At 59.1% G+C, this 17647-nt stretch carries 18 protein-coding genes; 2 read left to right on the top strand and 16 right to left on the bottom strand.

Features of this window, described 5'->3' with window-relative positions:
* Positions 1 to 93: 93 nt before the first annotated feature.
* The 6 genes from AUC43_RS01620 to AUC43_RS01595 all read right to left on the bottom strand — a co-directional run bounded on the left by AUC43_RS01620 (position 94) and on the right by AUC43_RS01595 (position 5333).
* Complete coding sequence (locus AUC43_RS01620; RefSeq protein WP_068188988.1) at positions 94 to 1377, bottom strand: nucleoside permease; 1284 nt, start codon at positions 1375 to 1377, stop codon at positions 94 to 96.
* Between the two features lie 265 nt (positions 1378 to 1642).
* Complete coding sequence (locus tag AUC43_RS01615; protein WP_068188985.1) at positions 1643 to 2761, bottom strand: alkene reductase; 1119 nt, start codon at positions 2759 to 2761, stop codon at positions 1643 to 1645.
* A gap of 209 nt (positions 2762 to 2970) precedes the next feature.
* A complete protein-coding gene (locus tag AUC43_RS01610) occupies positions 2971 to 3585 on the bottom strand; it encodes a superoxide dismutase (RefSeq protein ID WP_068188982.1) in 615 nt (204 codons plus the stop codon).
* Positions 3586 to 3695: 110 nt separating this feature from the next.
* Positions 3696 to 4127: a nucleoside deaminase gene (locus AUC43_RS01605; protein WP_199243491.1), complete on the bottom strand. Its 432-nt coding sequence runs from the start codon at positions 4125 to 4127 to the stop codon at positions 3696 to 3698.
* Between the two features lie 139 nt (positions 4128 to 4266).
* Positions 4267 to 4815, bottom strand: coding sequence for a hypothetical protein (locus tag AUC43_RS01600; protein ID WP_157780876.1), 549 nt, complete (start codon positions 4813 to 4815; stop codon positions 4267 to 4269).
* 77 nt (positions 4816 to 4892) lie between these two features.
* Positions 4893 to 5333 carry a T9SS type A sorting domain-containing protein gene (locus tag AUC43_RS01595; protein WP_068188977.1) on the bottom strand — a complete coding sequence of 147 codons (441 nt, stop codon included), beginning with the start codon at positions 5331 to 5333 and terminating at the stop codon, positions 4893 to 4895.
* Positions 5334 to 5487: 154 nt separating this feature from the next.
* On the opposite strand from AUC43_RS01595, the gene aspS reads away from it, so the two are divergent.
* Together aspS and AUC43_RS01585 are read left to right on the top strand one after the other, a co-directional pair.
* The gene (gene aspS, locus AUC43_RS01590) at positions 5488 to 7251 is read left to right on the top strand and encodes an aspartate--tRNA ligase (protein ID WP_068188973.1); all 1764 of its coding nucleotides are present in this window, start codon (positions 5488 to 5490) and stop codon (positions 7249 to 7251) included.
* 657 nt (positions 7252 to 7908) lie between these two features.
* Complete coding sequence (locus AUC43_RS01585) at positions 7909 to 8895, top strand: SWIM zinc finger family protein (RefSeq protein WP_068188968.1); 987 nt, start codon at positions 7909 to 7911, stop codon at positions 8893 to 8895.
* Positions 8896 to 8956: 61 nt separating this feature from the next.
* On the opposite strand, the gene AUC43_RS01580 is transcribed toward AUC43_RS01585, so the two are convergent.
* The 10 genes from AUC43_RS01580 to AUC43_RS01535 all read right to left on the bottom strand — a co-directional run bounded on the left by AUC43_RS01580 (position 8957) and on the right by AUC43_RS01535 (position 17443).
* Positions 8957 to 9466 carry an NADH-quinone oxidoreductase subunit J family protein gene (locus AUC43_RS01580; RefSeq protein WP_068188965.1) on the bottom strand — a complete coding sequence of 170 codons (510 nt, stop codon included), beginning with the start codon at positions 9464 to 9466 and terminating at the stop codon, positions 8957 to 8959.
* Between the two features lie 74 nt (positions 9467 to 9540).
* Positions 9541 to 10119 carry a NuoI/complex I 23 kDa subunit family protein gene (locus tag AUC43_RS01575; RefSeq protein ID WP_068188963.1) on the bottom strand — a complete coding sequence of 193 codons (579 nt, stop codon included), beginning with the start codon at positions 10117 to 10119 and terminating at the stop codon, positions 9541 to 9543.
* A gap of 5 nt (positions 10120 to 10124) precedes the next feature.
* Positions 10125 to 11204, bottom strand: coding sequence for an NADH-quinone oxidoreductase subunit NuoH (gene nuoH, locus AUC43_RS01570; protein WP_068188960.1), 1080 nt, complete (start codon positions 11202 to 11204; stop codon positions 10125 to 10127).
* A 155-nt stretch (positions 11205 to 11359) separates the two neighbouring features.
* Complete coding sequence (locus tag AUC43_RS01565; RefSeq protein ID WP_068188956.1) at positions 11360 to 12376, bottom strand: NADH-quinone oxidoreductase subunit G; 1017 nt, start codon at positions 12374 to 12376, stop codon at positions 11360 to 11362.
* A gap of 154 nt (positions 12377 to 12530) precedes the next feature.
* On the bottom strand, positions 12531 to 13871 hold the full coding sequence (gene nuoF, locus AUC43_RS01560) for an NADH-quinone oxidoreductase subunit NuoF (RefSeq protein WP_068188953.1): 1341 nt from the start codon (positions 13869 to 13871) through the stop codon (positions 12531 to 12533).
* Positions 13872 to 13902: 31 nt separating this feature from the next.
* Positions 13903 to 14475: an NADH-quinone oxidoreductase subunit NuoE family protein gene (locus AUC43_RS01555; protein WP_068188950.1), complete on the bottom strand. Its 573-nt coding sequence runs from the start codon at positions 14473 to 14475 to the stop codon at positions 13903 to 13905.
* Positions 14476 to 14496: 21 nt separating this feature from the next.
* Positions 14497 to 15684, bottom strand: coding sequence for an NADH dehydrogenase (quinone) subunit D (locus AUC43_RS01550; RefSeq protein WP_046244293.1), 1188 nt, complete (start codon positions 15682 to 15684; stop codon positions 14497 to 14499).
* A 93-nt stretch (positions 15685 to 15777) separates the two neighbouring features.
* On the bottom strand, positions 15778 to 16338 hold the full coding sequence (locus tag AUC43_RS01545; protein WP_082684841.1) for an NADH-quinone oxidoreductase subunit C: 561 nt from the start codon (positions 16336 to 16338) through the stop codon (positions 15778 to 15780).
* A gap of 82 nt (positions 16339 to 16420) precedes the next feature.
* A complete protein-coding gene (locus tag AUC43_RS01540; protein ID WP_068188948.1) occupies positions 16421 to 16975 on the bottom strand; it encodes an NADH-quinone oxidoreductase subunit B in 555 nt (184 codons plus the stop codon).
* Positions 16976 to 17050: 75 nt separating this feature from the next.
* On the bottom strand, positions 17051 to 17443 hold the full coding sequence (locus AUC43_RS01535) for an NADH-quinone oxidoreductase subunit A (RefSeq protein WP_068198065.1): 393 nt from the start codon (positions 17441 to 17443) through the stop codon (positions 17051 to 17053).
* Positions 17444 to 17647: the final 204 nt, after the last annotated feature.

The following is a 17647-nucleotide window of genomic DNA, read 5'->3' as shown; positions in this document are numbered from 1 at the left end:
TGCGGTTTAAAAGAGCCAACAAAAAAGCCTCGCAATTGCAAGGCTTTTTTCATTGAGCAAAGACGGCTGCAACACGTACCGCCGCGTCGTGGACTATACTTGCTCTACGGTGAGCAGGCCTTCGGGGTGCGCTTGCGCGGTGGCCTGAGGGGTGTGTTTGTGCTTGAAAATAAGCACAAACAGCACGGCAATGGCCAGCGCATAGCCCGCAAACGTGAGCCAGATGCTGTGCCAGTCCTTGTTGCCGGCGGCGTCGGTGAAATAGTGTTGGATGATAAGGCCGCTCAGCGAGCTGCCCAGCACGGCCCCGAAGCCGTTGGTCATCATCATAAACAAGCCCTGTGCGCTGGCCCGGATGCTGGGCTGCGTCTGGGTTTCGACGAACAGCGAGCCCGAGATGTTAAAGAAGTCGAAGGCCATGCCGTACACGATGCACGAGAGGATAATCATCCAGAGGCCCCCGCCGGGGTTGCCGTAAGCAAACAGGCCGAAGCGCAACACCCAGGCAATCATGCTGAAGAGCATCACCTGCTTGATGCCGAAGCGCCGCAGGAAGAACGGAATGGCCAGGATGAACAGGGTCTCGGAAATCTGCGAGATGGACATGATGATGGCCGGGTACTTCACCGTCAGGGTGTCCTGGTAAGCCGGCGTCTTATCGAAATCGTGCAGGAAGGTATCGCCGTACGCGTTGGTGAGCTGCAAAGCGGCCCCGAGCAGCAGCGCAAACAGGAAGAAGGTGAGCATCTTGCGGTCGCGCAGGATGGCAAACGATTTGAGGCCCAAGATTTCCATCAGGCCCTGGCTGGACGTGCTGGTGGACTGGGGAGGGCACTTGGGCAGCGTGAAGGAGTACAGGCCTAGCAGGAGAGCCGCACCAGCCGCCACGTAAAACTGGCCCGCCGTCTTCTCGAAGCCCAGCAGGCTCACCGTCCACATGGCCACAATGAAGCCGATGGTGCCCCACACCCGGATGGGCGGGTAGTCCTTCACCACGTCGAGCCCTTCGGTTTTCAGCACCGAAAACGACACCGCGATGGACAGCGACAGCGTGGGCATGTAGAAAATCATGTTCAGCAGAATCACCCAGAAGAACGTGCTGGGGTCCGTCACCATGGGGATGGTGCAGAGCGTCAGGCCGCCCAGGATGTGCAGGATGCCGTAGAGCTTCTCCGCGTTGATGTATTTATCGGCCACAATGCCCATGAGCGAGGGCATGAAGATGGAGGCGATGCCCATGGTCGAGAAGATGGCGCCAAACTGCGCGCCCGACCATTGCTTGGTTTGAAACCAATAAGCCCCAATTGTTATCAACCACGAGCCCCAGATAAAGAATTGTAAGAAACTCAATACGGTGAGGCGCAACTTAGTATTCATGCTGGGTCAGAATAACAGAAAGGTGTGATTTAGCCGCTAAAGATACACGGCTTCCCGGCAGAAGTGGCAACGCCGTGCTCCTGCCGCCGAGTTGGTTTTGCCCGGGCTGCTTTCATAAAGAATAGCTAAGGGCCTTGCCTAACGTACAGCCCCTCGTGGCGCAACTCCGGCCTGCAACTTTAGCCCAACACCAATGTTTGGGCAGCAAAAAAGCCCCGGCCGTTGAAGGCCGGGGCTTTGTGTTTTTTTACGAAAGCAGCGCTGCCTAAGCTTGGTAGCTAGGCGAGAACGTGCCTGCGGGCTGGCCATCCAGGGTTGGGTAGTCGATATAGCCCTCGGGCCCGGGCGTGTAGAGCTTGTCCGCGTCGAGGGGAGCCAACGGCGCGCCGGTCTTGAGGCGCTCGACCAGGTCGGGGTTCGAGATGAAGGGCTTACCGAAGGCCACCAGGTCAGCGCGGCCGCTTTGCAGGGCTTCTTCGGCGCGCTCGGCATCGTAGCCTCCGCTCAGGATGAGGGTGTTGGTGAACAGGCGGCGAATGGTGGCCACCGTTTCGGCCGGCACGGCAGGGGCCCCCATGCTGGAGTGGTCGACGAGGTGCACGTACACCAAACCGATTTTTTGGAGCTCCTCGGCCAGGTAGGCGTAGGTTTCGTCCATTTCGGGGTAGTGCGGCATGTCGGCGTCGGTGCCCCAGGGCGAAAGGCGGATGCCCGTGCGCTCGGCCCCGATGGCATCGGCCACGCCCTGGGCTACCTCCAGCACGAAGCGGGCCCGGTTCTGCACGCTGCCGCCGTAGGCGTCGGTGCGCTGGTTGCTGTGCGGGTTCAGGAACTGCGAAAGCAAGTAGCCGTTGGCGCTGTGCACCTCCACGCCGTCGAAGCCGGCATCAATGCCCAGCTTGGCGCTTTGAATATACTCGTCGCGCAGGCGAGCCAGCTCGTCGGTGCGGATTTCGCGGGGCTGGGTATGGGGCAGCAGCTGCTGCTCATCGGTCCACATTTGGCCCGCAGCCGTGATGGCCGAGGGGGCCAGCACTTCGGCGCCGGCGGGCAGGTTGAGGGTGTGGCCGATGCGCCCGGCGTGCATGAGCTGTATGAAGATATGGCCGCCGTGGTGGTGCACCGTTTCGGTGATGCGCTGCCAGTTGGTGACCTGCTCCTGATTGAACAGGCCCGGAATGCGAGCGTAGCCCAGCCCGTCGGCCGAGGGCGAGGTGCCTTCCGTAATAATCAGGCCCGCCGTGGCGCGCTGGCGGTAGTACTCCGCCATCAGCTCGTTGGGCACGTTGCCAATCGCGCGGCTACGCGTGAGCGGGGCCATTACGATGTGGTTGCTTAAAGTAAGGGGGCCCAGCTGAGCCGGCTCAAACAATTTCTTGGACATAAAAACAAGTTTTGCCGCGGTGCTTGGACCGCGGGAGGATGAAACGTGTCCTGAAACGAAGTATGTACACGAATTGTTTTCGATGACCCTTTTCTGAGCTGCCTAATGCTGGCAGCCGGCCCAGCTAAAACCAGAAAACCCGTTCCACAACGCGGAACGGGCCTTCTGTGCTTGAGATTTGCGCCACGGTATTTTTGCGCACCAGATGCTTACATGGGCGTGGCTTCGGCAAAGCGCCGGTTCACCTCGTCCCAGTTAATCAGGTTGTAGAAGCCGGCGATGTAGTCGGGCCGGCGGTTCTGGTACTTCAGGTAGTAGGCGTGCTCCCACACGTCGAGGCCCAGCACCGGAATGCCGCGGCAGCCCGCGTCGGGCATCAGCGGGTTGTCCTGGTTGGGTGTCGAGCAGATTTGTACCGAGCCATCGGCCTGCTTGCACAGCCACGCCCAACCCGAGCCGAAGCGCGTGGTGGCGGCCTTGGTGAATTCTTCTTTGAATTTGTCGAAACTGCCGAACGTCTTCGTGATGGCCTCGCCCACGGCGCCGGTGGGCTGCCCGCCGCCGTTGGGCGACATGATGGTCCAGAACAGGGAGTGGTTCCAGTGGCCGCCGCCGTTGTTGCGCACGGCCACGGGGGCCTTGGCAATGTTGTGCATGATTTCCTCGAGGGACTGATTCTCCATATCGGTGCCGGCAATGGCAGCGTTCAGGTTGGTCACGTAAGCCTGGTGGTGCTTCGTGTGGTGGATTTCCATCGTTTGGGCATCGATGGTAGGTTCCAGTGCATCGTAGGCGTACGGGAGTTTGGGGAGCTCAAAAGCCATAAGTGAAAAGGGTTTTGGGTGGACGGGCGTATGAAAAACCGAGCAGGCGCTAAAATAGCCTAACTAGATATCTAGTTACGACCAGCGCCCGCTCAGGTTCAAAAGTAGATTTATTTCCGCTTTAAACTAAAAAACGCTTGCATCAGCGCGGCGCAAGCTTCGGCCTGCACGCCTGCGCGCAGTTGGGTCTTGGGATGCAGGAGCTGGCCGTGGCGCCGGAACCCCACTTTGGGCTCGCTGGCCCCAAACACCACCGCTTTTAGTTGGGCCCAGTAGCTGGCGCCGGCGCACATCACGCACGGCTCAATGGTGACGTAGAGGGTGCAATCGGCCAGGTATTTATTGCCCAGGTGGTTGGCGGCGGCCGTCAGGGCCAGCATTTCGGCGTGGGCCGTCACGTCGCGCAGCTGCTCGGTTTGATTGTAGCCCCGCCCAATTATCTGTTTCTCGAACACCACCACGGCCCCGATGGGAATTTCATCGGCCGCCAGAGCTTTTTCGGCCTCGGCCAGCGCTTGAAGCATGAAAAAGTCGTCGGTCATGAGAGGCGGAGCCCGGGCGGTGTGAGCCCGGCAAAATTAGCCCAATAAAAGAACCCCCGGCACTGCGCAGTGCCGGGGGTTCTTTTATTGGGCTAAAAGGATAATGAACCAAGAAAGCGCCTCGCCTTGGCCGATGGCCTTATTTCAGCGCAATGGTATTCATAACAGCTTGCGCGGTGGGTTGCCACTTGGCTTGCTCTTCGGCGGGAGCCACGAAGGTGAAGACATACAGCTGCTGGCCCTCAATGGCGTATTGCACCGCCTGGTATTTCTTGATGGGCGCCAACTGGCTGCCGCGCCGCGTATCCGTCACGGTCGACACAAATTCGAAGTAAATGAAATCGCGCCCGTTTACGGTGCGGATGTCTTCCTTCAGAAAGTCAACCTTGGAATACAGGCGCTGAATGCTGGACTTGTAAATCTTGAGCAGCACGCCGTAGTCCATGCTTTCGAACGTGGTGGGGCGCACGGCCACGCTGTAGTCCACGCGGCCGCTGGGGTCGGAGTACACGGCCAGCGGCTTGCGCGGCGACGGGTACTTCACCGCAATGCCGTCGTCGGGCAGGGGCATAAAGCCGGCCGGCACGCCAACCGTCAGGCCTGAGCCGAGCTTGACATTCGTCAGCTTGGGCTTCGGGACAAAGGCCGTGAGGCCAAGAATCAACAGCAGAAACGAGAAAATCTTCATGGTAAGCAGCAACGATGAGGGGATAAAAGTAGTGCCACGGCTGGGGGGCCGTGGCACTGCCGTAGGTCTTCGGGGCCTTAGCGCCGAACGGCGGGGTACTTAATCCGCACCTTCTTCCAGTAGACGTAGTTGCCGGTTTTGGCTTCGACCAAATAGGTGCCGGCCGGAATCTTGCCCAAGTCTACCGGGGCGCCGGTGTTGTTGGCCGGGTCGAGCTCAGTTTGGTAAATGACGCGGTTCTTGTAGTCCGTCATCACCAGCGTACCGGGCTTGGTGAACTGCTGGGTAAAGCTCAGCAGGATGCTGGTGGAGTTGGGCTTGGGAAATACGTCTATGCCCGACAGCGTTTCGATGCGCTTGATGGGGCCGTCGAGCGTCACCGCTCCGGCCGTGCCCTTGGCTTTCACCACGGTGCCCGACTCGTCCGACTTGTTTTTGGTCTTGACTTTGGTTTGTGCCTGGGCGGTGCCGGCAAACAATAGGGCGGCCGCGAGTGCGAAGGAGGGGAGGAATTTCATTGACAATTGAAGGATTGAGAAGACAAAGGAACGCACTTGCTGTCGGCCTTTGCATACTCCGTACCAAAAATGCGGGAAGCGCCGTCGGGAGGTTCGCCAGTTGGCGGTTGGCTTCTTAGCCCAAGGGCCTAACTTTGCCCAAAACCCTTTTGCCATGCTCCGTACCCACACCTGCGGCGAACTCCGCCCCGAACACATTGGTCAAACCGTCACGCTTTGCGGCTGGGTGCAACGCACCCGCGACAAAGGCGCCATTCTCTGGATTGACCTGCGCGACCGGTACGGCCTCACCCAAATAGCCCTGGAAGAAGGCGTGGAAGCCAACGAAGTGCGCGAAACCGCCCGCCACCTCGGCCGCGAATTTGTGCTGAGCGTGACCGGAAAGGTGGTAGAACGCCATTCCAAAAACGACAAGATGCCCACAGGCGCCATCGAAATTCGTCCCGAGAAGCTCGAAATTCTCAACGCCGCCAAGCTACCGCCCTTCCTCATCGAAGACGAAACCGACGGCGGCGACGACCTGCGGATGAAGTACCGCTACCTCGACCTGCGCCGTACCCCCGTGCGCAACAACCTGATGCTGCGCCACAAAATGGCCCAAGCCGTGCGCCGCTACCTCGACGGCCAGCACTTCATCGAAGTCGAAACGCCGGTGCTCATCAAGTCCACGCCCGAAGGCGCCCGCGACTTTGTGGTGCCCTCACGCATGAACCCCGGCGAGTTCTACGCCCTGCCGCAGTCGCCCCAGACGTTCAAGCAGCTACTTATGGTGTCGGGATTTGACCGCTACTTCCAGATTGTGAAGTGCTTCCGCGACGAAGACCTGCGCGCCGACCGCCAGCCCGAGTTCACGCAGATTGACTGCGAAATGGCCTTCGTGACCCAGGAAGACATCCTGCACACCTTCGAAGGACTGACCCGCTACCTGTTCAAGGAAATCAAGGGCCTCGACTTCCCAACCGTCCCCCGCATGACCTACGCCGACGCCATGCGCCGCTTCGGCAACGACAAGCCCGACACGCGCTTCGCCATGGAGTTCGTTGAGCTGACCGAAATTGTACAGGGCCAGGGCTTCCCCGTGTTCGATAACGCTGGGCTGGTCGTGGGCATCAATGCTTCCACCTGTGCTCATTTCACCCGCAAGCAACTCGACGAGCTGACGGATTTCGTAAAGCGCCCCCAAATCGGAGCTACTGGCCTCATCTACGCTCGCGTCGAATCCGGTGGAGTGGTGAAGTCGTCGGTTGATAAGTTCTACTCACAGGAAGAGCTGCAGCGCTGGAAGACGGCTTTCAACGCCCACGAAGGCGACCTGCTGCTCATCATCGCCGGCGAGCCCAACAAGGCCCGCAAAGCCATGAGCGAGCTGCGCCTGGAGATGGGCCAGCGCCTCGGCCTGCGCGACAAAGACGATTTCTCGCCACTGTGGGTGGTCGATTTCCCCTTGCTCGAATACAGCGATGAGGAAAACCGCTACTTCGCCATGCACCACCCCTTCACCTCGCCCAAGCCGGAAGACCTGGCCCTGCTCGACTCGCCCGACACCATCGGCCAGGTTCGCGCCAATGCCTACGACCTTGTGATTAACGGCGTAGAAGTGGGTGGCGGCTCCATCCGCATTCACGACCGCGCCGTGCAGGCCCGCATGTTCGGCCTGCTCGGCTTCACCCCCGAAGAAGCCCAGGCCCAGTTCGGCTTCCTGCTCGACGCCTTCGAGTACGGCGCCCCGCCCCACGGCGGCATCGCCTTCGGCTTCGACCGCCTCTGCAGCCTCTTCGGCGGTGCCGATTCCATCCGCGACTTCATCGCCTTCCCGAAGAACAACTCCGGCCGCGACGTGATGATTGACTCGCCCTCGCCGATTTCGGGTGCTCAACTCAAGGAATTGAGCATTGCCACGGCGGTAGTGGCGAAGTAGCTTCGTGTGACGGTAGAAACAGCAGCGGCGCCTGATACTTCAGGCGCCGCTTTTTTATGCCCCGTTAAGTAGCGTCCTTATCTATTGCCTAATCTGAATATTTAACCGGTTAAAAATCCACCGTTCAACGAGTAATCCGAATCCTTCAGCGAGGTAGTAAATCTGAAGGCAAACCAGCCCAGTAAGTTTGAGCAGTTATCCTCTTAAACGCTTTCTGCACGTGTCTAAATTTTACGCCTTCGCCGCCTTTGTTCTGTTTATGGGTTTGAGCACCTCGCTCATTCGCCTGCAACTCGCATCGTCGCCCGTATCGAAGATGCGCGTGCCTACTTACCGCTCGGTATCAGTAGCCTCACACGCTATGGCCCGCATAACGCGCCCCATCGCTGGTATATATAATTAACCCGTCATCGGCTACCTGAGCTGTTTGTTTTTCTGATAACAAAAGAGTCGCGCCCTCAGGGTGCGGCTCTTTTGTTATCGGCACAGAAGCCCAAAAGCTTCTTACGCCTGTTTCACGTTTGCCCAGCATTACCGAGCCCACCATGGATGCTAGCAGATTTTCTGAGACTGACTAGCGATTGAATTGGTAGTTATAACGTTAGTGGGCACAGATGCACTTACCTAAATTTGCCGCAATTCTTTGTGCCGTCATTCATGTTCACCCAAGAAGATTTGGAGGCTCTCGTGCCAAGCAAAATTTTTGAACGGGGCGCAGCGTATTATTACGAGGAGGACGCCGTTGGGCACATTCAACGGAAAGGGAATGTTTTCAAAGCCCGCGTGCGCGGCACGGATACGTACCGGGTAAGCCTGACCATCCGGGCCGCCGGTTCGCCCGAAATCCATTGCGACTGCCCTTACGAGCACGGCGACGTGTGCAAGCATGGCATCGCCTTGGGCCTGGCGGTGCTTGATTTGATGGAAGATGAGCCGGCCAGTGAGCCGCTGGCACCTTCCAAGCTCAGCAAAGCTGAGCAGTCGGTGCATATTCTGAACGGCGCCTGGACCCGCACCAGCGACAAAGAAAAATTAGGCTTCCTGCATCAGCTGCTGAGCCAGAAGCCCAAGCAGTTGCACCGGTTTCTGGAGGCATTCGAGTTCGATGAAGAACTGCTGGCCGCGCTGCCCGCGGCGCCCAGGCTTACCGCCAAGTCAACGCCTCAACTCGCCCGCCGGCCCGCCCCGCGCCAGCCGCTCACCCTCACCGAGCAAGCTCACCAGCTGCTGGCCCAGCAGCGCGGCCACGACCTGCTGCCCCTGGTGCTCTCGGTTGACTGGCTGCAGCATCCGCCCGCGTCGGATACCCACGCCCTGCCATACCTGCTGAGCGAAGCCGCCCGCTTTCAGCCCGAAGCTGCGTTTGATGCCGTAATGGAACGGTTCGAGGCCTTCCTGCAAAACAAAGCTTTGCGGGCTTATCCGCTCTACAACCGCTTGGCTGCTTGTCTGCAAGCCCTGGCTCAGCTGCCATCCCTCACCAAGCAGGTGCAGCTGTTTGCCTCAGAGCTAATGCAGCAGTACCGGCAGCTCCGGGCGTTGCGTGAGAGCTTGGCACGCGCCGGCTTTTCTCCCATTGCTCCCGAGGAAGCCACTGCTCTACCACCCAAGCGGCGCGGCCGTCAGCCCAGGGCGGCTGGCTAGATAACAACAAAGCCGCACCCGTCGGGCGCGGCTTTGTTGTGAGAAAGAGATGAATAATGAATCAGAAGTTCCGCTCGCCCGTCTCCCGTTTGCCTAGCATTACCGAGCCCACCATGGCCGCCAGCAGCAATACCGATGCCAACTCAAACGGCAAGGCATATTGCTGAAACAACACCAGGCCCAGTCGGTCAACCATGCCAATCTGCGAATCGAAGCTGGCGGGGTCGTAGCCGGCGGGGCTCACGTTGCGCATAGCGGCTACCAGAATCAGCAGCAGCGAGCCGCCGGCGATGGCAGCTGCAAACTTGGCTAGCGCTGGCTTGTGCGGCTCAGTTTCCTCGTTCAGGTTCAAAAACATAATCACAAAAAGAAACAGCACCATGATGGCGCCGGCGTACACGATGATGTTCACGGCGGCCAAGAACTGCGCGTTCAGCAGCAGGTAGTGGCCGGACAGCGTGAAGAACGTGAGGATGAGGAAGAGCACGCTGTGGACCGGGTTTTTGGCTAGCACCACGCCCAGCGCACTCAGCAAGGCCACGAACGAGAGAAACAGGAACAGAGGGGACATAAGTAGCGCGGACTTTTAGTCCGCGTGGAAGATGAAAATAAACAAGCGGACGCGGACTAAAAGTCCGCGCTATTTTATGCCAGTTGCGAACGCAGCTTGTCGGCTTGCTCGGGCGTGAGTTGGATGCCGCGCTTCGAGCGGTTGTCCGGCGTCACGGGCTCTACCAGCCGGTCTTTGCCGTAGATGAACTCGTCGCGCTCAAAGCGCGGCGGGGCCATTTTATCAGCTTGCAGGTACACGGCGGCTTTCGGGCAGGCTTCTTCGCAGAGGCCGCAGAAGATGCAGCGCAGCATGTTGATTTCGTAGCTCACGGCGTACTTCTCCTCGCGGTAGAGGTTCTCCTCGCCCTTTTTGCGCTCGCCGGCCACCATGGTGATGGCTTCGGCAGGGCAGGCCACGGCGCAGAGGCCGCAGGCGGTGCAGCGCTCCCGGCCAGCTTCGTCGCGCTTGAGCACGTGCAAGCCACGGAAAACGGGGGAGAAGGGACGGGTCTCGTCGGGGTAGCGTACGGTTACCTGCTTCTTGGTAGCGGCCCGGAAAAAGTGCCGCATCGTAATCGTCAGGCCCTGAAAAATCGCCGGCAGGTAAGCCCGCTCGGCGAAAGTCATGGGCTTCTTTTCGAGGACTTTGGCGCGTTTGCTTAAGGATTCCATGGTCGTTAGTTAATTACGCCGAACGTAATCAGGCCGCCCGTAAGTAGGATGTTGAAGATAGCCAGCGGAATGAGAATCGTCCAGCCCAAGCGCATCAGTTGGTCGTAGCGGAAGCGCGGCAAGGTCCAGCGCACCCACATAAAGAAGAAGATGAAGCCGAAGATTTTGGCGAACAAGCCCACCAGCCCAAGGATGGTAATGATGTTTGAGGCCGTCACCAGCTCTAGGTGCTGCGATGAAACCAACCAATCACGCAATTCATATTGGAAAGGGAAGTTGAAGCCGCCGAAGTACAGCACGCTCATCACGGCCGAAGCCACGAATACGTTGATGTATTCAGCGAACAGGTACAGGCCCATTTTCATGGAGCTGTACTCGGTGTGGTAGCCGCCAATCAGCTCAGTTTCGCACTCCGGCAAGTCGAAGGGCGTCCGATTGGTCTCCGCAAAAGCACACACAATGAAGATGATAAAGCCCAGCGGCTGCTTGGCGATGTTCCAGAAGTGCCACTCGCCGGCCACCGACTGCTGCAGGGTGATTTCGCGCAGCGACAGTGTGCCCGACATCATCAGCACGGCAATCAGGGCGAGGCCCATAGCAATTTCATAGCTGATGTTTTGCGAAGCAGCGCGAATGGCGCCCAGTAGCGAGAACTTGTTGTTTGAAGCCCAGCCGCCAATCATGATGCCGTACACGCCCAGCGATACCATGCCGAACACGTAGAGCATCCCGACATTGATTTCAATGCCTTGAAGGTGAATAGACGTTTCACCGAACTGCAGCACGTTGCCGAACGGAATAACTGCCGACGACATGAGCGCCGTGGTCATGGCCAGACAGGGCCCAAATACGAACAGCGCGCGGTTGGCACCGGCCGGGAAAAACTCTTCTTTAGTGAAGAGCTTCACGGCATCGGCCAGCGGCTGCAGCAGGCCGAAGGGACCGGCGCGGTCCGGGCCCACCCGGTCCTGCAGAAACGCGGCGATGACGCGCTCCGCATAAGTAGAATACGTGGCAATCAGCAGCGAAACGCCGAAAACTACCAGAACGACGAGGCCTTGCCAGCCCAGAGCGGGAAGAGTCATATGTTGTGTTATAAGTCGGCCGTCATTCCTGTGTCCGTCATGCTGAGCGAAGTCGAAGCATCTCTACCGCTTCGTTTGATTTACTCTCGTGGTAGAGATACTTCGACTTCGCTCAGCATGACGTTCTTTTGTTGACGCGCTGATTATGAGTTTAATTAGCCATTGATGCCACCCAGGCGCAGCGGCGGGTTGCGTTCCAGTTCGCGGGTCGTGCTTTCGGGCAAGTCCAGAATTACCTGCGGGTTTACTACCGGCAGCTCGTAGTGGTTCTGCGAGATTACCGAAGCGCGGTTGATGTGCGCCGGGCCTTCGAGCACCCAGTCCGAGGTTTCCTTTTTGTCGAAACGGCAGGTGTTGCAAATCCACTCCTTCACTTCGCCGTACTGGTCTTTGCGGGCCGTCACGCGGAGCACGTCCTTGCCTTTGTACCAGAGCGTTACTCGGCCGCAGCACTTCTCGTTTTCGCACTCGCGGTGGGCGTTCACGGGTTTCGTGAACCACACGCGCTGCTTGAAGCGGAAGGTTTTGTCGGTCAGCGCGCCCACCGGGCACACGTCGATGACGTTGCCGCTGAACTCGTTGTCGATGATGTTTTCGATGTAGGTGCCGATTTCCGACGCATCGCCGCGGCCCAATACGCCGTGCACGCGCTCGGGGGTGAGCTGGTCGGCGGTGTAGACGCAGCGGTAGCACAGGATGCAGCGTGTCATGTGCAGCTGAATGAGCGGGCCGATGTCGATTTTCTCGAAGGTGCGGCGCTCTTCCTCGTAGCGGGTGGTGCTCACGCCGTGCTCGAAGGCAAAGTCCTGCAAGTCGCACTCGCCGGCCTGGTCGCACACCGGGCAATCGAGCGGGTGGTTGATGAGCAGCATCTCCACGATGCCCTTGCGCACGTCCATCACTTGCTGCGAGGTCGTGTTCTCGACCACCATGCCGTCTTGCACCGTCGTGATGCACGAGGCCACCAGTTTGGGCATGGGGCGCGGGTCTTTGGCCGAACCGGCCGCCACGCGCACCAGGCAGGCGCGGCATTTGCCGCCGGTGCCCTTTAGCGGGGTATAGTAGCACATGGCGGGCGGCACCACGCCCCCGCCAATCTGGCGGGCCGCGTTCAGGATAGTGGTTCCGTCCGGAACCTCTACCTCAATGCCGTCGAAGGTTATTTTAGCCATTGTTGGGGAGAATCAAATTTATATCTGGCCGTCATGCTGAGCGAAGCGCAGCGGAGTCGAAGCATCTCTACCGCAGTACTATTTCAATCGGCTTAACGAAGCGGTAGAGATGCTTCGGCAAGCTCAGCATGACGTTCTTTTTTCGTTCTAAGAATTAGGCCAGCACCGCCGCGCCGCGGTACGCCGCGCCGGGCATAGTGGCCTCTTTGGGGTTGGTCACGTGCCACTCAAACTCGTGGCGGAAGTGACGCACAGCGGCAGCTACCGGCCACGCCGCAGCTTCGCCGAGCGGGCAGATGGTGTTGCCTTCAATCTGCTTGGCCACGCTCACAATCAGGTCGATGTCGTGCATCGAGCCGTGGCCGTGTTCGAGGCGGTGCAGTACTTTCTCCAGCCAGCCCGTACCCTCACGGCAGGGCGAGCACTGCCCGCACGACTCGTGGTGGTAGAAGCGGCTGAAATTCCAGGTGTTCTTCACAATGCACGTGGTTTCGTCCATCGCAATGAAGCCGCCCGAGCCCAGCATGGTGCCCGTAACGAAGCCGCCGTCAGACAACGACTCGTAGGTCATCAGGCGGTTTTCGCCGGCTGCGGTTTTCAGGATAAGCTCCTTGGGCAGAATCGGAACGGACGAACCCCCAGCCACAACGGCCTTTAGGTCGCGGCCCTTCCAGATGCCGCCGCAGTACTCATCGGAATAGATAAATTCCTCCACCGGTACGCCCAGCTCAATTTCGTAGATGCCCGGCTTGTTCAGGTGGCCGCATGCCGAAATCAGCTTGGTGCCCGTGCTTTTGCCTACCCCGATTTTGGCGTACTCGTCGCCGCCTTCGTTCACGATAACTGGCACAGCTGCAATGGTTTCCACGTTATTTACCACCGTGGGGCGGGCGTAGAGGCCCTGCACAGCCGGGAATGGCGGCTTGTTGCGCGGGTTGCCGCGCTTCCCTTCCAAGGATTCTAGCAGCGCGGTTTCCTCGCCGCAGATGTAGGCGCCGGCGCCGGGGTGCACGTGCAAATCGAGCGAGTAGCCCGAGCCGAGGATGTTCTCGCCCAGGAAACCAGCCGCGTAAGCCTCAGCAATGGCCTTTTCGAGAATGCGCAGCACGTACAACAACTCGCCGCGGATGTAGATGTAGCTGGTGCGCGCGCCCAGGGCGTAGCTGCCCGTAATCATGCCCTCAATGAGCAAGTGGGGCAGTTTCGCCATCAACTGGCGGTCCTTGAAGGTGCCGGGCTCCGATTCGTCGGCGTTGCAGACGAGGTAGCGCGGCACGCCCTCGGGCTTGGCCAAGAAGCTCCACTTCATGCCTGTAGGGAAGCCCGCGCCGCCGCGGCCCCGCAGGCCCGACTTCTTCACTTCTTCCACTACTTCCTCAGGCGTCATGGTTTTGAGCGCCTTCTCCACGGAGCGGTAGCCGCCGTGCTTGCGGTAGACTTCGAAGGTGTCAATGCCTTCGACGTTGATATGTTCAGTTAATAGCTTGCGGCCCATAGTGGTAAGCGTTGTGCTGATGGCCAGCCGATTAGTAGTTCTTCAAGGAGTTGGGCAGGCCCGTTTCTTCCCACGGCAAAATGGGGCGGTGCACCAGGCTCTTCAATTCGCTGAGCATGGCGTCCACCGCCTCAGGCGTGTCCAACTGCTCGTAGTATTTCTCGCGCACCTGCACGATGGGGGCAAAGCCGCAGGCGGCCAGGCACTCCACTTCTTTCAGGGTGAAGGTACCGTCGGGCGAAGTGCCGCCCACTTTGGCGCCGGTGATGCGCTCGAGGTGGGCCGTCAGCTCATCAGAGCCGCGCAGCATGCAGGGGCCCGTGCGGCATATTTCCAGCACGTGCTTGCCCACCGGCTTGAGGTTGTACTGCGTGTAAAAGGAGGATACCTCGTATACTTCAATGGGCTTGATGCCGAGGGTCTCAGCTACCAGGTCCTGTACTTCGGGGCTTACCCAACCGCCGAACTCGGCTTGCGCAATGTGCAGAATCGGCAGCAGGGCCGACTTGCTCCGGTCTTCCGGGTAGTGCGTGAGCAGGCGCTTGATTTCCGCTTGGGCGGCGGGAGAAAATTGCGGTTTGGTGGGCGCGGTGGTCGGCTCCATATCAATCAGATTCACAGAAAACTAGGCGTCCAGCTCGCCAGCGATGACGTTCATGGACGAGAGAATGACAATGGCGTCCGACAGCGTGGTGCCCACGGCCATTTCCGGGTAAGCTTGGTAATAGATAAAGCACGGCCGGCGGAAGTGCAGGCGGTAGGGCGTGCGGCCGCCGTCCGAAATCAGGTAGAAACCCAACTCGCCGTTGCCGCCTTCCACCGAGTGATATACCTCACCTACAGGCGCATCAATCTCGCCCATGATGATTTTGAAGTGGTAAATCAGGGCCTCCATGTTCTTGTACACTTCCTGCTTGGCGGGCAGGTAGTAGTGCGGGGCGTCAGCGTGGTAGGGGCCTTCGGGCAGGTTTTCCAGCGCTTGCTTGATGATGCGCAGGCTCTGCCAAATCTCCTCGTTGCGGACGATGAAACGGTCGTAGGTATCACCATTGGTGCCCACCGGAATGTCGAACTCGAAGTCCTCGTAAGAAGAATAGGGGTTCATGGCGCGCACGTCGTAGTCGACGCCAGCGGCCCGTAGGTTGGGACCGGTGAAGCCGTAGTTCAACGCCTTCTCCGCCGAAATCGGGCCCACGTTTACCACGCGGTCCATGAAAATGCGGTTGCGATTGAACATCGACTCAAATTCCTTCATCACGGCCGGGAAGGTCTTGAGCCAGTCGCGCAGCTTTTGCAGTGCTACCGGCGAGAAATCCCGCTCCATGCCGCCCACACGGCCCATGTTGGTGGTCAGGCGCGAGCCGCACACCTCCTCGTAGATTTCGTAAATCTTCTCGCGCTCCTGGAACACGTACAGGAAGCCGGTGAAGGCACCCGTGTCCACGCCCAGGATGGAGTTGCAAATCAAGTGGTCGGCAATGCGGGCCAACTCCATCATAATCACGCGCATGTACTGCGCCCGCTTGGGCACCGTCACGCCGAGCAGCTTCTCCACCGTCATGTGCCAGCCCATGTTGTTGATGGGCGACGAACAGTAGTTCATCCGGTCGGTGAGCGGCGTGATTTGATAAAACGGGCGGCGCTCCGCGATTTTCTCAAATGCGCGGTGGATGTAGCCGATGGTGGGCACGCCCGACACAATCCGCTCGCCATCCATTTGCAGGATGTTCTGGAAAATGCCGTGCGTGGCCGGGTGCGTGGGGCCCAGGTTCAGCGTCGTCAGCTCCTGGCTGAAGTCGTTGAGCAGGGGCATGAGTTGGCCGTGGCGCTGCGCGGCGGCCTCCTCGTGGATTTTATGGGTGCCTTCCAGCGTGTCGTTTACTGCCATGATAGGGGTATCAGGGGCCTAGCGGCCGAAAAACAGGTCAGTTTTGTCTTCGCGGGTACCGTCTTCGAGCGGGTATTCGCGCCGCATCGGGAAGTAGTCCATGTCCTCGACGTTGAGGATGCGAATGAGATTGGGGTGGCCGGTGAAGATGACGCCAAAGAAGTCGTAGGCCTCGCGCTCCATCCAGTTGGCGGTGGCGTAGAGGTCGGTGAGGGTCGGCACCACCGGGTCGGCGATGGGAAAGAAGATTTTAATCCGCAGGCGGATGTTCTGTGTCAGGCTGTGCAGGTGGTAAATCATGCCCAGCTCCTTGCCCTCGTTCTCGGGGTAGTTGATGCCGCACATCGTGGTCAGGAAATGGAATTTAATTTCCTGGTCCTGCTGCAAGCCGGCGATGATGTCGTGGATGCGCTCCCGCGTGGTGGTCACCGTCAGCAGGCCGTAGGGCTCCTCCACATCGGTGAAAGTGGCCTCGCCAAACAACTGGTGCAGCAAAGCCAGCACCCGCGCATTCTGGACCTTAATGGGGTCTTCGGCAACAGCGACTTCGGGAGCGGCGGCAGATTCCTGAGGATTCATTCGGGGGTTGCTATTAGTTATTGGTTGCTAATTGTCAGTTCATTAAACACAAACCACTGACAACTAGCAACCAACAGCCAAATTATTTGATATTGTACGACGCCAGCAGGGCCTGGTACTCGGGTGCATTGCGGCGGCGCATGGATTCGTTTTTGGCCAGGTCCTGCACGCGCATCAGGCCGTCGAGCACTTGCTCGGGGCGGGGCGGGCAGCCGGGCACGTACACGTCGACCGGGATGATGCGGTCGATGCCTTGCAGCACCGAGTACGAGTCGAAAATGCCGCCCGAACACGCGCAGGCACCCATGGCCAGCACCCAGCGGGGCTCGGCCATCTGCTCGTACACTTGCTTCACAATGGGGGCCATTTTCTTGGCAATGGTGCCCATTACCATCAGCAAGTCGGCCTGGCGGGGCGAGAAGCTGGGCCGCTCGGAGCCGAAGCGTGAGATGTCGTAGTGCGAGCCCATGGTGGCCATGAACTCGATGCCGCAGCAGGAGGTAGCGAAGGGCAAGGGCCAGAGCGAGTTGGCGCGGGCAATGCCCACCACTTTCTCCAGCGAAGTGGCAAAGAAGCCAGCGCCTTCAATGCCCTCGGGGGCCTCGACAGTTTTGATTTCCGGAACTCGGGTATCCATAGTTGAGATGGGTCAGGTTTGGGGGCCTAATGGCCTAGTCGCCAACACAAGCTGCGCGGCAAAAGTTTGGCCGAATTAGGCTTCGTTCCAGCGCAGGATGCCCTTTTTGATGATGTAGAGGAAGCCCGCCAACAGGAAGAACATGAACAGCACCATAGCAATGAAACCGTCGTTGCCCAAGGCCCGGAAATTCACCGCCCAGGGATACATGAAGATGACTTCGACGTCGAACAGCACAAAGACAATGGCCGTGAGGAAGTATTTCACCGAAATCGGCGTGCGGGCGTTGCCCACCGATTCGATGCCGCACTCGAAGGAGGCATCCTTCACCGTGCTGTGGCGTTTCGGGCCCACGAGGTGGGAAACAATCATGGCGAAGGCGACAAAGGCCAGCGCCAGACCGAATTGAATGATAATCGGGAGGTAATCGGAAGGCTGATAATTGGCAGCCGGCAGGACTAATAACATAACAATCAGGCTAGTGGCAAGCAGGCCCCAAGGGCGCTGAAGGGCAAAGGTAGCGCGCACGGGTTTGGGGCGCAATGTTGGGGCTATGCGCAGGCCAAGAACCGACGTTAGGAACGCAAGCTGCTACAAAGGCTGCACAAAATGAAGTTTGGCAAACGCGTGTAAATCAGTGATAATACACTTCGGCTTGCTTGCGATAATCAG

It is taken from the genome of Hymenobacter sedentarius (assembly GCF_001507645.1).
GTDB lineage: Bacteria > Bacteroidota > Bacteroidia > Cytophagales > Hymenobacteraceae > Hymenobacter > Hymenobacter sedentarius.
This window is presented reverse-complemented; position numbering and strand designations above follow the sequence as displayed.

Bases quoted from the DNA above. Each gene is read 5' to 3' on its own strand.
- AUC43_RS01585 (WP_068188968.1), top strand. From the start codon at position 7,909: ATGTTCACCCAAGAAGATTTGGAGGCTCTCGTGCCAAGCAAAATTTTT.
- AUC43_RS01550 (WP_046244293.1), bottom strand. From the start codon at position 15,684: ATGCCCCTGCTCAACGACTTCAGCCAGGAGCTGACGACGCTGAACCTG.
- AUC43_RS01535 (WP_068198065.1), bottom strand. From the start codon at position 17,443: ATGTTATTAGTCCTGCCGGCTGCCAATTATCAGCCTTCCGATTACCTC.
- aspS (WP_068188973.1), top strand. From the start codon at position 5,488: ATGCTCCGTACCCACACCTGCGGCGAACTCCGCCCCGAACACATTGGT.
- AUC43_RS01555 (WP_068188950.1), bottom strand. From the start codon at position 14,475: ATGGAGCCGACCACCGCGCCCACCAAACCGCAATTTTCTCCCGCCGCC.
- AUC43_RS01580 (WP_068188965.1), bottom strand. From the start codon at position 9,466: ATGTCCCCTCTGTTCCTGTTTCTCTCGTTCGTGGCCTTGCTGAGTGCG.
- AUC43_RS01565 (WP_068188956.1), bottom strand. From the start codon at position 12,376: ATGGCTAAAATAACCTTCGACGGCATTGAGGTAGAGGTTCCGGACGGA.
- nuoH (WP_068188960.1), bottom strand. From the start codon at position 11,204: ATGACTCTTCCCGCTCTGGGCTGGCAAGGCCTCGTCGTTCTGGTAGTT.
- AUC43_RS01605 (WP_199243491.1), bottom strand. From the start codon at position 4,127: ATGACCGACGACTTTTTCATGCTTCAAGCGCTGGCCGAGGCCGAAAAA.
- AUC43_RS01620 (WP_068188988.1), bottom strand. From the start codon at position 1,377: ATGAATACTAAGTTGCGCCTCACCGTATTGAGTTTCTTACAATTCTTT.
- AUC43_RS01545 (WP_082684841.1), bottom strand. From the start codon at position 16,338: ATGAATCCTCAGGAATCTGCCGCCGCTCCCGAAGTCGCTGTTGCCGAA.
- AUC43_RS01615 (WP_068188985.1), bottom strand. From the start codon at position 2,761: ATGTCCAAGAAATTGTTTGAGCCGGCTCAGCTGGGCCCCCTTACTTTA.
- AUC43_RS01575 (WP_068188963.1), bottom strand. From the start codon at position 10,119: ATGGAATCCTTAAGCAAACGCGCCAAAGTCCTCGAAAAGAAGCCCATG.
- AUC43_RS01595 (WP_068188977.1), bottom strand. From the start codon at position 5,333: ATGAAATTCCTCCCCTCCTTCGCACTCGCGGCCGCCCTATTGTTTGCC.
- AUC43_RS01540 (WP_068188948.1), bottom strand. From the start codon at position 16,975: ATGGATACCCGAGTTCCGGAAATCAAAACTGTCGAGGCCCCCGAGGGC.
- nuoF (WP_068188953.1), bottom strand. From the start codon at position 13,871: ATGGGCCGCAAGCTATTAACTGAACATATCAACGTCGAAGGCATTGAC.
- AUC43_RS01600 (WP_157780876.1), bottom strand. From the start codon at position 4,815: ATGAAGATTTTCTCGTTTCTGCTGTTGATTCTTGGCCTCACGGCCTTT.
- AUC43_RS01610 (WP_068188982.1), bottom strand. From the start codon at position 3,585: ATGGCTTTTGAGCTCCCCAAACTCCCGTACGCCTACGATGCACTGGAA.